This is a genomic window from Nocardia sp. NPDC056952 (assembly GCF_042674185.1).
GTDB lineage: Bacteria > Actinomycetota > Actinomycetes > Mycobacteriales > Mycobacteriaceae > Nocardia.
Genome location: NZ_JBHURA010000001.1, coordinates 124,050 through 137,383, shown reverse-complemented (window position 1 = coordinate 137,383; position 13,334 = coordinate 124,050). Strand labels below are relative to the sequence as shown.

The following is a 13,334-nucleotide window of genomic DNA, read 5'->3' as shown; positions in this document are numbered from 1 at the left end:
CGTGAGTCGGGTACCGGGCTACCTGAAGAATTCTGGTACTGCGAAGTGCTACTGCGAGATCAGCGCTTTTCCTTGATCTTGGCAGCCTTGCCGCGCAGGTCGCGCAGGTAGTACAGCTTGGCGCGACGCACGTCACCGCGGGTCACGACATCGATGTGGTCGATGTTGGGGCTGTGCACGGGGAAGGTGCGCTCGACACCGACGCCGAAGGACACCTTGCGGACCGTGAAGGTCTCGCCGATGCCGCCGCCGTGACGCCGGATCACGACGCCCTTGAAGACCTGGATGCGCTCCTTCGAGCCTTCGATGACCTTCACGTGCACGTTCAGGGTGTCGCCCGGACGGAAGTTGGGGACATCGCTACGCAGCGACTTCTCGTCGACGAAATCAAGGGTGTTCATTTTCCACCTTTTCGGATTCTTTGCGTGAACAGAGGAACCTGGCGGCACTCGCGCGCTCGACCGGTTCATGCTCAGAACAGGAGTGCTCTCGGACATGACTCGTCCAAGGCAACCGGTTCATTGTGCCAGACCGGGTAGCCCTGATCGAAATCGGGCCTCACTGCTCGTCGGTCTGGTCGGCCCGGCGGCGCGGCAGCAGGTGCGGATGCGGCGGCGGTGCCGAGGGCGCCGGGACGACGGTCCGCGCCAACTCCGCCTCGGCTGCCGTGCGCGCGTGCTCGACGTCGGGCTTGCCCGCGATGAGGTCCTGGATGAAGATCTTCGCGCGGATGACCGGGCGACGATAGCGCCGCTCCCGCGCGACCGCCCGGTTCATGGTCTTGGGCCGGTGACCGTAGCGCCAGCGCGCCCACGGGGCGCCAGGCCTGCTCAACCGCACCGCGCCGACCAGCAGCAGCGGCGTGAAGAACATGCCGAACAGCCCGGTCCAGATCTTGCCCTTGGCGATCACGATCGCGGCGAGCACCAGATTCACCGTGATCGTGATCACCACCCCGACCCGCACCCCGACACCGCGCGATGCCCGGAAGTCGTCGTAGTCCAGAAACGTCGCCGGTTGGACGCCGAGCAAGAGCAGACCGGTCACGGCGAAGGCGACGAAGACGGCGTCCACCGAGGTTCGGCCCTGCTCGGACCAGTAGACGTCACGCAGATAGAAGATCAGCGCGAATTCGTCGAGTACCAGCGCGGCGCCGATCCCGAAGATCGCGGCCAGCACGCTCGAGGTGACCTGGGTGGAGTCCTCGGCGGTGGCGATCAGCCCGATGCCGGACAGCAGCACGGTGATCACGCCGAACACCATGTGGTGGATGTGGGTGTCGCCGGCTTTCACATTGCCCGGCCACCAGCGCACATTGGCCCGGATCATCCGCACACTCACCCGGATCACCACGAAGCCGAGGATGAATCCCAGCAGGAAACAGAGCAGGGGCAGGCGGCCGTGCGCGATCACCTCTTCTTCGAGCCACCGTCGCATGCCGCCCGCCCTGTCGTCGAGTCGCTACCTACTTGTTGCCGAAACCAGCCGCGCGCAGGGCGTCTGCCATCGAACCGCTCGGTGCCGCAGCCTGCTTGCGCTGGTTACCGCCGCCGTTGCCCTGACGCCCCTGTCCCTGGTTGCGGGCAGGTGCCGGACCACGACCGCCTTGCTGTCCACGACCCTGCCCGCGCGGCGCGCCACCCCCACGATTGTCCCCCTGCGCGGGCTTGCCCGGCTCGTCATCGAGCCGCAGGGTGAGCCCGATCCGCTGACGGGCGACGTCGACCTCGAGAACCTTCACCTTCACCACGTCACCGGACTTCACCACTTCGCGCGGATCCTTGACGAAGGTGTGCGACAGTGCCGACACGTGCACGAGACCGTCCTGATGGACGCCGACATCGACGAACGCGCCGAACGCGGCCACATTCGTCACGACGCCCTCGAGCACCATCCCGGGCTTCAGATCGGCGACTTTCTCGATGCCCGCGGCGAACTCGGCGGTCTTGAATTCCGGACGCGGGTCCAGACCCGGCTTCTCCAGCTCGGCGATGATGTCGCTGACGGTGGGCACACCGAACTTCTCGTCGGTGAAGTCGCCGGGCTTCAACGCGCGCAGAGTGCTGGTGTTGCCGATGACCTCGGCCATCTCCCGGCCGGTGTGCTCGAGAATGCGGCGCACCACCGGATAGGCCTCGGGGTGCACGGCGGAGGTGTCCAGCGGGTCGACACCGCCGCGGATACGCAGGAAGCCCGCGCACTGTTCGAAAGCCTTCGGCCCCAGGCGCGGAACCTCGAGCAGGGCCTTGCGGCTGGCGAAAGGCCCGTTCTGATCGCGGTGGGCCACAATGCTTTCCGCCACCGACGAGGAAACACCCGACACGCGCGAGAGCAGCGGCACCGAAGCCGTGTTCACGTCGACACCGACGGCGTTCACCGCGTCTTCGACGACCGCGCCCAGCGAGCGCGCGAGCAGCGTCTCGGATACGTCGTGCTGGTACTGGCCGACGCCGATCGACTTCGGATCGATCTTCACCAGCTCGGCGAGCGGGTCCTGCAGACGCCGGGCGATGGAGACCGCGCCGCGCAGCGACACATCCATGTCGGGCAATTCGGCCGAGGCGTAGGCCGACGCGGAATACACCGAGGCGCCCGCCTCCGACACCACGATCTTGGTCGGCTTGTTCTCCGGAATCCGCGAGATCAGTTCCACCGCGAGGGCATCGGTCTCGCGCGAGGCGGTGCCGTTGCCGATGGCGATGAGCTCCACGCCGAAGCGGGCGACGAGCGCGGCCAGCACCGCGAGGGACTTCTCGGTCTGCCCCTGCGGCTTGTGCGGGTAGATCACCTCGGTCGCGACGGCCTTGCCCGTGGCGTCGACGACGGCGACCTTCACGCCGGTGCGGTATCCGGGGTCGAGGCCCATGGTGGTGCGGGTGCCCGCGGGTGCGGCGAGCAGCAGGTCGCGCAGGTTCGCGGCGAACACGTCGACCGCGTCCTTCTCGGCCGCCTGGCGCAACCGCATCCTGGTGTCGATACCCAGGCTCACGGCGAGCTTGGTGCGCCAGGCCCAGCGGACGGTGTCGAGCAGCCAGGAATCGGCCGGACGGCCCTTGTCGGCGATGCCGAAGGCGACCGCGATGCGGCCCTCGTAGAGGGTGCGCTCGCCGGGTGCCGGTTCTTCGGTGTCGGCTTCGAGATGCAGTGTGAGCATCTCTTCCTTCTCCCCGCGCAGCAGCGCCAGGATCCGGTGCGAGGGCAGCTTGTGGAAGGGCTCGCTGAACTCGAAGTAGTCGGAGAACTTGGCTCCCGCCTCCTCCTTGCCCGCGCGCACCGTGGAGGTGATCTGGCCGCGGTTCCACATCAGCTCACGCAGCTCACCGACCAGGTCGGCGTCTTCGGCGAAGCGCTCGACCAGGATCGAGCGGGCGCCGTCGAGCTGTTCGGCGGTGTAGACGCCCGGATCGGTGCTCGGGTCGCCGATCAGCGCGTCGGCCACCGGCTCGTGTCCGGCCTCGCGCGCGATCTGCGCCTTGGTGCGGCGCTTGGGCTTGTACGGCAGGTAGATGTCTTCCAGGCGCGCCTTGGTCTCGGCGAGCATGAGCTGCGAGTGCAGAGCGGGATCGAGTTTGCCCTGGCCGCGGATGGATTCGATGATCGCGCCGCGGCGCTCGTCGAGCTCACGCAGATACCCGAGCCGTTCCTCGAGCTGGCGCAACTGAGCATCGTCGAGGCCGTCGGTGACCTCCTTGCGGTAGCGCGCGATGAACGGAACCGTCGAACCACCGTCGAGCAGTTCGACGGCGGCGCGGACCTGGGTCTCGCGCACCCCCAGTTCATCGGCGATCCGCCTGCCTACGCTGGCGATGGTGGTCGTGCTGTCGGCGATCTCGGGCGCTGTCGTCACAGCCGCAGAGACTACAGCTCATGACCGACACCTCGCTGGCACCCAGGTCAGCGAACTGTCCGCACCTCGGGTTCGGTGATCGGACGATCCAGCACGGTGTCGGTGCGCTCGCGCAGGAATTTGTCGAACATCGCCGCGACGTAGCCCCGCACGAGCGATGCCATGCGATCCGGATCGATGGCGCCGATGTAGGTCGACGCGGCGGGCCGGGCGACGGCGGGTACCAGCGACGGCATGTCGGTGAAGTCGTAGTGCGCCGAATCCGCTATGGCCAGATGACGTTTCCAGCCGGTGGCCCCCCGCCAGAACGCGTCGAGGGACGGATTCGCGTCACCGACTTCCTCGATCTGCTCGCTGGTCAAAACCAGGGTGGGCCGGTCGACGCCCTCGGTCACCGCGCGGCCGAATGCCTCGTCCACCCCGATCTGCCCGTCCATGTCGACGGCCGCGTCGATGCGACGGTCCCCGTGCATGGCCTCGACGGCGGTGTACCCACCCGACGAATGTCCGACGGCGCCGACCCGGTTCAGGTCGAGCACCCGCCCCAGATCGGTGGGTAGGGGGTCGGATTCGGCATCGGGGTCGGTCCCCGCGGCCAGCCCGGCGAGGGAGTCGAGAACGAACCGGAGATCGAGCAGCCGTGCGGCGATGTACTTCTCGCGGATCGCGGTGTCGAAACCGTTGGGCGCCGGGGCGGGCCGCACGAGCCGGCCGCCGGGGAACTCGACGGCCGGACCGGTTTCATAGGTGTGATCGACGGTCACCACCACGTAGCCGCGCGACGCCAGGTCCTCGGCGAGCCCGGTGCCCAGAATCCGCGAGACACCGGCGCCGGGGGTGTACAGCACAACCGGGTAGGCGCTCGCCGCCTGCGCGGGCGCCTCCCGGTGGGCGTGAGTCAGGGCGCCGGGCAGCTCGATGCCGAGTTCGTCCTCCAGTCCGGGGATCAGTTCGGTCGACGCGTAATGCGCACGCGGGTAGCGATCCACCTCGGTCGCCGGGTAGAACACCGAAACCATCAGTTCTCTCGACCGGTCGGGCTGGAACGGATCCGGCCGTGCGTCGTCGACCAGGTGCAGCGTCGTGGCGCCGACCGGCAGAGTCGCGCTGGGACTCGGGAGAACGCCGACCCCGGCCGGCCCGGCGTCGGCACCACCCACACTCGACGCGACCAGCGCGCAGACCGACATCGACACCATCACCACACGACGGAACACCGTCTCCCCCATCACTATTCGGTACCAGCCCGAACGACCGCCCGTCGCGAACACGCTAGCAAGAAGCGCCGGTGCCCGCGACGGATCGAGTCATGGTGCGCCCCAGCCGCTCAACCGAGGATATCCCTGGCCATTTCGCGCATCTCGGCCTTGCGAACCTTGCCGGTGACCGTCATCGGGAACTCGTCGACCACGTGCACATAGCGGGGAATCTTGTAGTGAGCCAGGCGTCCGGCGCAGAAGGTGCGGACGGCGTCGGCGTCGAGGGGTGTCGCGCCCTCACGGAGCCGGAGCCAGACCATCAGCTCCTCACCGTATTTGGCGTCCGGGACACCGATGACCTGGGCGTCGACGATATCGGGGTGGGTGTAGAGGAACTCCTCGATCTCGCGGGGGTAGATGTTCTCGCCGCCGCGGATCACCATGTCCTTGATCCGGCCGGTGACCGCGAGGTAGCCGTCGGCGTCCATGACGCCGATGTCGCCGGTGTGCATCCAGCGGGCGGCGTCGATCGCCTCGGCGGTCTTGTCGGGCTGTTCCCAGTACCCGAGCATCACCGAGTAGCCGCGGGTGCACAGTTCGCCCGGTTCGCCGCGCGCCACGGTGCGCCCGGTCTCCGGATCGACCACCTTCACCTCGAGATGCGGGCCGACCCGGCCAACCGTGGCGGTGCGCCGGTCGATGCTGTCGTCGTGACGGGTCTGTGTGGACACCGGTGAGGTCTCGGTCATGCCGTAGCAGATGGAGACCTCACTCATCCCCAGCCGATCGATCACCCGTTTCATCACCTCGACCGGGCACGGTGAGCCCGCCATGATGCCGGTACGCAGGCTCGACAGGTCGTAGTCGGCGCCGGAATCGAGTTCGGCCAGCATCGCGATGAACATCGTCGGCACACCGTAGAGCGAGGTACAGCGTTCCGCGGCGACAGCGGCCAGCGCTGCGGCCGGGTCGAACGACGGCGACGGAATCACCGCGGTAGCACCGTGGGAGGTGACCGCGAGATTGCCCATCACCATGCCGAAGCAGTGGTAGTACGGAACCGGGATGCAGACCCGGTCGGCTTCGGTGTATCCGCACAGTTCGCCGACGAAGAATCCGTTGTTGAGGATGTTGTGGTGGCTCAGCGTCGCGCCCTTCGGGAAACCCGTTGTTCCCGAGGTGTATTGGATGTTGATCGGGTCGTCGGCCGACAGCGTCTCGGCGATCGCACCCAGCCGCTGCCTGTCCGGCACGGTCTCGGCCACCTGCCGCCACGGCTCGGTGCCGAGAATCAGCACCTGCTCCAGCGCGGGACAATTCGGCCGGACCTGCTCGATCATCGCGACGTAGTCCGAGCTCTTGAACTCCGGTGCGGCGATCAGCGTGCGTACCCCGGCCTGGACGAGAACGTATTCGAGTTCGCTGGTGCGGTAGGCGGGGTTGATGTTGACCAGGATGGCACCGATCTTCGCGGTGGCGTATTGCACGAGGAACCATTCCGCGCAGTTGGGTGCCCAGATGCCGACCCGGTCACCGGGTTCGATGCCGTGTGCGGCGAGACCGGTCGCGACGGCGTCGACCGCCGCACCCACCTCGCGGTAGGTCCAGCGACGCCCCGCCGGGCAGTCGACGAGCGCGTCACGCGCGGGGTGGGCCGCGACGGCGCGGTCCAGATTCGCGCCGATGGTGTCACCGAGCAGCGCGACCTCGGCGGGACCGCAGCTGTAGCTGAGTTCGGACATCAGCCGATCTCCTTGCCGCGCAGCAGGAATCGCTGCACTTTGCCACTCGGTGTCTTGGGCAGGCTGTCCACGAAATGAACCCTTCTCGGATAGGCGTGGGCGGCGAACTCGTCCTTGACCAGCTGCTGCAGTTCGGCTGCCAGCTCGGCGCTGCCCTCGGTGCCGGTGCGGGTCACAACGAAGGCTTCCAGCACCTCCCCGCGCAGTTCGTCCGGCATCCCGACCACGGCGGCCTCGGCGACCTGCTCGTGCAGGACCAGCACACTTTCGACCTCGAACGGGCCGATCCGGTAGCCCGCCATGATGATCACGTCGTCGTCGCGGGAGCTGAAGCGGAAACAGCCGTCGGTATCGCGGGAGCCGACGTCACCGGTCAGATACCAGCGTCCGTCGGCGGTGAATCGGCTCGCGGTGCGCTCCGGATCGTCGAGGTAGCCGAGGAACCAGAGCAGCGGGCTGTGGTGGGTGTCGATGGCGACCCGGCCGATCTCACCGGGTGCCGCCTCGGTGTCGACGTCCTCGGCGAGGACCGCACAGGACCACCCGGGGAGCTGCCTGCCCATCGAACCGGGCGGGACGGCCATATCGAGGGCGGGGTGCCACGCGTGGCAGATCACCATGCCGTGCTCGGTCTGGCCGTAGTGGTCACGCACCGCGACCCCGAGTGTCCGCTGCGACCAGGCCACCACGTCCGGGGTCAACGGCTCGCCCGCCGACGACGCCCGGCGCAGGGCGAAGCTCTCCGGAGCCGCGGCGCTGTCGGCGCGCAACGCCCGATAGACGGTCGGCGCGGCGGCGAAGTTGGTGACGCCGAAGCGCTGCAACACGTCCCAGGTGAGTGGCGCCGAGAACCCCGCGTGCAGCAGCAGGCTGCGCATGCCGGTGGCCAGCGGCCCCAGGATCGCGTAGTAGAGGCCGTACGCCCAGCCCGGATCGGCCGCGTTCCAGAAGACGTCCTCGGGGCGCACGTCCAGGGCGAACTCCTGATACGCGTGGAAGGACGCGAGCGCGCGCACGGGGATCGGCACCCCCTTGGGGGTGCCGGTGGTGCCGCTGGTGAACAGCTGGACCAGCAGGCCGTCACCACCGACCGCCACCGGCCGCGCGCGCGGATCGTCGGATCCGTACCCGTCGAGCAGATCGCCGAAGCGCAGCGTGCCGGGAATCTCGGCGCCGACGACGATTGTTCGGTAGTCGGTCGCCGCGAGTTTCGGCGCCTGGTCGGCGTCGGCGACAACGACTTTCGCGTGGCTCGCCCTCAGCCGGAACTCGACCGCGGGTGGCGCGAACGCGGTGAACAAGGGCACGTGCACCGCGCCGCGCCGCCAGATCCCCAGCAGCGCCACCACGAGCTCGACGGATTTCGCCATCAACGTCGCCACCCGATCGCCGGGTTCGACGCCGAGTTCGGCCAGCGCGGCGGCGAACCGGGCCGAGCGCTCCCGCAGCTCACCGTAGGTCAGGTCGTAGGCGCGCAGATCGGACTCGATCACCGTGAACGCGATATGCCCGGCCGGGTGCCGATCGCAGAGCAGATCGGCCGCACAGGACTCTGGTCGGTCGTAGTGGTCGAGCAGGTCGCGCACCCGCGCGTCCAGATCGGTAGTCATCGCAGCTTCTCCTCATCACCCGGGTATCGGCCACCGGGTCTGTCCTAGAATGTGGCATAGCTCACGTGCCCCACTACCCCCGAAAAGGGGTGATCCATGACTTCCCTGTTGCGCCCGCGCGACGGTGACGCGCTGCGCGCCGAGATCCGCTGGGTGGCGGGACGGGCGAGCGTCCCGGTGGTGTTCGGCGGCGCGGTGGACGAGGACACCCTGCTGCTCACCGAGTTCGTCGGCACCGTCACCACCGGTCTGCGCGGGCTGTCGGTGCTGCGCACCTCCGGGCTCGGCGGGCAGGCCATGGAGTACCGCAGGCCCGCGTCGGTGGCCGACTATCGGGGCTCGTCCGCGATCACCCACCACTACGACGCCGCGGTCGTCGGCGAAGGGTTGCGGTCGGTGATGGCCGTGCCGGTGCTGGTCGCCGACCGACCTCGCGCCGTGCTGTACGCCGCCACTCGCGGCACGGGCCCCCTCGGTGACCGCACCGCCGAGGTGATCCTGCAGGCGGGTAAGCGACTGGCCGCGGAGATCGCCGTCCGCGACGAGGTGGACCGGCGGGTCCGGCTGCTCGAGCTCGCGACACCGCCGACGGCGACCACGCCCGCGGCGACCGAGGAGTTGCGCGAGATCCACGCCGAGCTTCGCGCCCTCGCGACCACCACGGGCGATCTCGCCCTGCGCGACCGGCTTTCCGGGGTGTGCGAACGGCTGACCGGAGTGTTGACCGGCGAGTCCGTCGGCGATGCGCCGCGGCTGTCGCGGCGCGAACTCGACGTTCTCGCCCAGATCGCCCTCGGCTGCACGAATCAGGAAGCCGCGCTTCGACTCTCGCTCGGCGCCGAGACCGTCAAGAGTTACCTGCGGCAGGCGATGAGCAAGCTGGATGCCGGCACCAGGCACGAGGCGGTGGCTCGGGCGCGGCGGCACGGCCTGCTGCCCTGACTGCCGCGACCCCTTCACCCCCCACGCCAGATGTGGGATATATCACCGTCATTCGGCCGCCGGATCTACCGGAATGCCTCCGGCGCGGCCGAGCGGACCGGCAAGGTCTCACACCGTGGGCGCGACACCCCACACCGAAGGTCGCCGAGCGCTCACTCGGGCAGCGCCCAATCATCAAGGGACGCAGTGCCTGTACTGGGAACATCGGCGCACAGTCCGCTCAACCTTGTCGCGTCCGACCCGGCCCCGCCGACGGACGCTGGGACCGAACCCATTCCGGATGGAACCAGCAACCCTCACTATGGACGATCGCACAAAGAACGACCGGGATGGATACCCAAATGTCTTTAGGGCAAAACAATCTCGGTCCCCGTCGGGCCCGGTAGCGTCGCTTCGATGACGGAGCCTTTTCAACTGGCCGGCCTCTCACTGGACTGTGACGACCCCGAGTCCCTCGCCCGCTTCTACCTCGGGCTGCTCGGTGGCCGTGTCCTGTGGAACGACGCGCACAGCGTCGGGATCCGTATCCCGTCGGGACTGACGGTCGCCGCGCAACGCGTCGAGGACTACTACCCGCCGCAGTGGCCCGGCACCGCCGCGGTGCACCTGGACCTCGCCGCCGACGCCGACCTGGATCTGTGCGAACAGCACGCCCTCGCGATCGGCGCGAAACCCGCACCGGTACAACCGGATCCGCGCTGGCGGGTATTGCTCGACCCCGCTGGCCACCCGTTCTGCATCACCACCCGCGTGATCGCGGGATAGGTCAGGGCAGCAGGTCGGGACGGCGCTGCGCCGTGCGTTCCAATGACTGTTCGTGCCGCCACGCGGCGACCTTGGCATGGTCGCCCGACAGCAGGATCGGGGGCACCTCGAGGCCACGCCACGACACCGGCCGGGTGTAGCTGGGACCTTCGAGGAGTCCGTCGGAGAACGAATCCTCCTGGTGGGACTGCTGATTGCCGAGCACGCCGGGGATCAGACGCACGACGGCCTCGGTCATCACGAGCACCGCGGCCTCGCCGCCGATGAGGACGTAGTCGCCGATGCTCACCTCTTCGACGCGGACGCGGCGGGCGGCATCGTCGAACACGCGCTGATCGATGCCCTCGTAGCGCCCGCAGGCGAACACGAGGTGCTTCTCGGTGGCCCAGCGCTGCGCGGTGGCCTGGGTGAACGGCACACCGGCCGGCGTGGGGACGACGAGCAGTGCGTCGTCCGGGCACACCTCGTCCAGGGCGTCGCCCCAGACGGTGGGCTTCATGACCATGCCGGGACCGCCCCCGTAGGGCGAATCGTCGACCGATTTGTGCACGTCGTGCGTCCAGTGGCGCAGATCGTGCACGCCGATCGAGATCAGGCCCTTGTCGACAGCCTTGCCGAGCAGCGCGGTCCGCAGCGGCTCGAGATACTCCGGGAAGATCGTGACGACGTCGAGTTGCACGAATTACTCCGGATCGAGCAGGCCCTCGGGCGGCGTGATGACAACCAGTCCATCGGCGAGCGAAACCGTCGGCACGATGGCGGTGACAAAGGGAATGAGAATCTCGCGACCGTCGTCGGCGGCGCGCACCGACAGCAGTTCGCCCGCGGCCGAATGCAGCACCTCGGTGACCGTGCCGACGAGGGTGCCGTCGGTGAACTCGACCCGGAGGCCTTCGAGTTCGTGGTCGTAGAAGGCGTCGTCATCCTCCGACGGCGGCAGCGAATCGCTGTCGACGACGAACAACGTGCCACGCAGGGCGTCGGCGGCGGTGCGATCGTCGATCCCGTCGACGAACACCAGAAGCCGGCCCGAGTGCTCTCGGGCCGACTTCACGGTGTAGTCACGGGTCGCCGAGGACTTCGGCATCCTGCCGCGCAGTGTGACGCCCGGCGCGAACCGGACGTCCGGTTCGTCGGTGCGAACATCGACGACGAGTTCGCCGCGCACACCGTGCGACTTGGCGACCCGACCTACGACGAGTTCCATCTAGGCGTCGGTATCGACCACGTCGACCCGGATCCCACGGCCGCCGATGCCGGCGACCAGGGTGCGCAGCGCGGTCGCGGTACGACCACCGCGCCCGATCACCTTGCCCAGGTCTTCAGGATGGACGTGGACCTCGACGGTGCGTCCACGACGTCCGGTGAGCAGCTCGACACGGACGTCGTCAGGGTTGGCGACGATGCCGCGAACCAGATGTTCGACGGCATCGGCAACAACAGCAGTCATTACTCGGCAGCCTCGGTGGCGGCTTCCTCAGCGGCAGCCTCGTCCTTCTTGGCGGCCTTCTTCTTCGGGGTGACGGCCTCGGTGGTGGGCGCGTTGTCGGCGGCGGCGAGCGCGGCGTTGAACAGGTCCAGCTTGGAGGTCTTCGCGGCCTTCACCTTCAGGGTGCCCTCGGTGCCCGGCAGGCCCTTGAACTTCTGCCAGTCGCCGGTGATCTCCAGCAGACGCTGCACCGACTCGGTGGGCTGCGCGCCGACCGAGAGCCAGTACGCGACGCGCTCGGCGTCGATCTGGATCAGCGAAGGCTCTTCCTTCGGGTGGTACAGGCCGATGGACTCGATGGCCCGGCCGTCACGACGGGTGCGGGCGTCGGCGACGACGACGCGGTACTGCGGGTTGCGGATCTTGCCGAGACGAGTGAGCTTGATCTTGACAGCCATGCTGTTCAGTCTTCTTTCAGTAGTTTTGGTCACCACGCGATTCGGCGACCCACATGGTCTGCGGGTCCGGTTTCGCGCATGAGTGCGTGACCGCCGCGCGGTACGTAACCGGAGACGGGCTGACACTGTCCAGGAAGGACGAGGGTTCATTCTGCCAGACGACCCGCCGCGGCCGGAAATCGCCTCCGCTATCGCCGCGCAACGCCATTTCAGCGGTGTCCGGTGACCGGATCGGGGGTCTTCACGACCAGGCCGCGCAGCACGACCCATTGTGGGTCGGTGAGCGACCGCGGGTTCACGCGGGGGTCGTGGGCGTAGACGACGAAGTCGGCCGGGGCGCCCTCGTCGATACCGGGACGGCCGAGCCAGGTGCGGGCGTTCCATGAGGCGGCGCCGAGAGCCTCGTGAGGTGACAGGCCCGCGCCGGACAGGGCGGTGATCTCGTCGGCGATGCGGCCGTGGCGGATGGAGCCGCCCGCGTCGGTGCCCGCGTAGATCGGGACGCCCGCCTCGTGGGCTTTGCCGACGGTGTCGCGGACGCGGCGGTGCAGGTCGCGCATGTGGGCGGCGTAGACCGGGAACTTCGTGGCGCTGTCGGCGATGCCGGGGAAGGTGTCGATATTGATCAGGGTGGGGACGAGCGCGGTGCCGTTGGCCACCATCAGTTCGATGGTGTCGTCGGTGATGCCGGTGCCGTGTTCGAGGCAGTCGATACCCGCGTTGATCAGGCCCGGCAGGGCGTCCTCACCGAACACGTGGGCGGTGACCCTTGCCCCGTTCGCGTGGGCGGCGTCGATGGCCTGCTTCAGGATGTCGTCACTCCACAGCGGGCGCAGGTCGCCGACGGAGCGGTCGATCCAATCCCCCACGATCTTCACCCAGCCGTCACCGAAGCGGGCCTGCTCGGCGACGATCTCGGGCAGGTCGCGCTCGTCGTCGAGTTCGATGCCGAGTTCGCGGATGTAGCGCTTGGGGCGGGCGATGTGACGACCCGCGCGGATGATCCGCGGCAGCTCCGCGTGCTCGTCGATGAAGCGGGTGTCGATCGGCGAGCCCGCGTCGCGCAGGAGCAGCGCCCCCGCGTCGCGTTCGATCTCGGCCTGCTCGATCGCGCCGTCGTGGGTCTCGTCCCCGCCGCCGTAGCGGATGCCGACATGGCAGTGCGCGTCGACCAGGCCCGGCACGATCCACCCCGCGCTGCACAAAGTCTCGGCATCGCGCACCGGCTCGAACGTCACGACGCCGTCGACGACCCAGAGGTCGCGCTCCCGGTCTTCGGGGAGAACCACACCACGCAGATGCACTCGAACCTCCAGTCGTCGGCCTGGGTCCGAACCTACCG

General features: G+C 68.4%; 13 protein-coding genes. 2 read left to right on the top strand and 11 right to left on the bottom strand.

Annotated features, from left to right (window positions below):
• Positions 1–59: 59 nt before the first annotated feature.
• The 6 genes from rplS to ACFTS5_RS00580 form a co-directional block, all read right to left on the bottom strand.
• On the bottom strand, positions 60–401 hold the full coding sequence (rplS, locus tag ACFTS5_RS00605) for a 50S ribosomal protein L19 (protein ID WP_062986944.1): 342 nt from the start codon (positions 399–401) through the stop codon (positions 60–62).
• 157 nt (positions 402–558) lie between these two features.
• Positions 559–1,437 carry a hypothetical protein gene (locus ACFTS5_RS00600; RefSeq protein WP_378626376.1) on the bottom strand — a complete coding sequence of 293 codons (879 nt, stop codon included), beginning with the start codon at positions 1,435–1,437 and terminating at the stop codon, positions 559–561.
• 28 nt (positions 1,438–1,465) lie between these two features.
• Positions 1,466–3,847, bottom strand: coding sequence for a Tex family protein (locus ACFTS5_RS00595; RefSeq protein ID WP_378626375.1), 2,382 nt, complete (start codon positions 3,845–3,847; stop codon positions 1,466–1,468).
• Between the two features lie 47 nt (positions 3,848–3,894).
• Positions 3,895–5,076 carry an alpha/beta hydrolase family protein gene (locus ACFTS5_RS00590; protein ID WP_378626374.1) on the bottom strand — a complete coding sequence of 394 codons (1,182 nt, stop codon included), beginning with the start codon at positions 5,074–5,076 and terminating at the stop codon, positions 3,895–3,897.
• A gap of 98 nt (positions 5,077–5,174) precedes the next feature.
• The gene (locus ACFTS5_RS00585; RefSeq protein ID WP_378626373.1) at positions 5,175–6,788 is read right to left on the bottom strand and encodes an AMP-binding protein; all 1,614 of its coding nucleotides are present in this window, start codon (positions 6,786–6,788) and stop codon (positions 5,175–5,177) included.
• Entirely contained in the window at positions 6,788–8,398 is a 1,611-nt protein-coding gene (locus ACFTS5_RS00580) for an AMP-binding protein (RefSeq protein WP_378626372.1), read from the bottom strand. Before ACFTS5_RS00580 ends, ACFTS5_RS00585 begins: the two co-directional genes overlap by 1 nt.
• Before the next feature lie 96 nt (positions 8,399–8,494).
• Here ACFTS5_RS00580 and ACFTS5_RS00575 point away from each other — a divergent pair, with 96 nt between their 5' ends.
• Together ACFTS5_RS00575 and ACFTS5_RS00570 are read left to right on the top strand one after the other, a co-directional pair.
• On the top strand, positions 8,495–9,340 hold the full coding sequence (locus tag ACFTS5_RS00575; protein WP_378626371.1) for a LuxR C-terminal-related transcriptional regulator: 846 nt from the start codon (positions 8,495–8,497) through the stop codon (positions 9,338–9,340).
• A 396-nt stretch (positions 9,341–9,736) separates the two neighbouring features.
• Entirely contained in the window at positions 9,737–10,105 is a 369-nt protein-coding gene (locus ACFTS5_RS00570) for a VOC family protein (protein ID WP_378626370.1), read from the top strand.
• Position 10,106: 1 nt separating this feature from the next.
• Here ACFTS5_RS00570 and trmD read toward each other — a convergent pair whose 3' ends face one another.
• The 5 genes from trmD to ACFTS5_RS00545 all read right to left on the bottom strand — a co-directional run bounded on the left by trmD (position 10,107) and on the right by ACFTS5_RS00545 (position 13,296).
• On the bottom strand, positions 10,107–10,784 hold the full coding sequence (gene trmD / locus ACFTS5_RS00565; RefSeq protein WP_378626369.1) for a tRNA (guanosine(37)-N1)-methyltransferase TrmD: 678 nt from the start codon (positions 10,782–10,784) through the stop codon (positions 10,107–10,109).
• A 3-nt stretch (positions 10,785–10,787) separates the two neighbouring features.
• On the bottom strand, positions 10,788–11,312 hold the full coding sequence (rimM, locus tag ACFTS5_RS00560) for a ribosome maturation factor RimM (protein WP_378626368.1): 525 nt from the start codon (positions 11,310–11,312) through the stop codon (positions 10,788–10,790).
• A complete protein-coding gene (locus ACFTS5_RS00555; RefSeq protein WP_056811833.1) occupies positions 11,313–11,555 on the bottom strand; it encodes an RNA-binding protein in 243 nt (80 codons plus the stop codon).
• On the bottom strand, positions 11,555–11,992 hold the full coding sequence (rpsP, locus tag ACFTS5_RS00550) for a 30S ribosomal protein S16 (protein WP_378626367.1): 438 nt from the start codon (positions 11,990–11,992) through the stop codon (positions 11,555–11,557). The genes ACFTS5_RS00555 and rpsP overlap by 1 nt, the downstream gene beginning before the upstream one ends.
• A gap of 209 nt (positions 11,993–12,201) precedes the next feature.
• Entirely contained in the window at positions 12,202–13,296 is a 1,095-nt protein-coding gene (locus ACFTS5_RS00545) for an amidohydrolase family protein (protein WP_378626366.1), read from the bottom strand.
• Positions 13,297–13,334 lie beyond the last annotated feature (38 nt).

Coding starts and splice junctions, on each gene's coding strand:
- rplS (WP_062986944.1), bottom strand. CDS start 401: ATGAACACCCTTGATTTCGTCGACGAGAAGTCGCTGCGTAGCGATGTC.
- ACFTS5_RS00600 (WP_378626376.1), bottom strand. CDS start 1,437: ATGCGACGGTGGCTCGAAGAAGAGGTGATCGCGCACGGCCGCCTGCCC.
- ACFTS5_RS00590 (WP_378626374.1), bottom strand. CDS start 5,076: ATGGGGGAGACGGTGTTCCGTCGTGTGGTGATGGTGTCGATGTCGGTC.
- ACFTS5_RS00585 (WP_378626373.1), bottom strand. CDS start 6,788: ATGTCCGAACTCAGCTACAGCTGCGGTCCCGCCGAGGTCGCGCTGCTC.
- ACFTS5_RS00580 (WP_378626372.1), bottom strand. CDS start 8,398: ATGACTACCGATCTGGACGCGCGGGTGCGCGACCTGCTCGACCACTAC.
- ACFTS5_RS00575 (WP_378626371.1), top strand. CDS start 8,495: ATGACTTCCCTGTTGCGCCCGCGCGACGGTGACGCGCTGCGCGCCGAG.
- ACFTS5_RS00570 (WP_378626370.1), top strand. CDS start 9,737: ATGACGGAGCCTTTTCAACTGGCCGGCCTCTCACTGGACTGTGACGAC.
- rimM (WP_378626368.1), bottom strand. CDS start 11,312: ATGGAACTCGTCGTAGGTCGGGTCGCCAAGTCGCACGGTGTGCGCGGC.
- ACFTS5_RS00555 (WP_056811833.1), bottom strand. CDS start 11,555: ATGACTGCTGTTGTTGCCGATGCCGTCGAACATCTGGTTCGCGGCATC.
- rpsP (WP_378626367.1), bottom strand. CDS start 11,992: ATGGCTGTCAAGATCAAGCTCACTCGTCTCGGCAAGATCCGCAACCCG.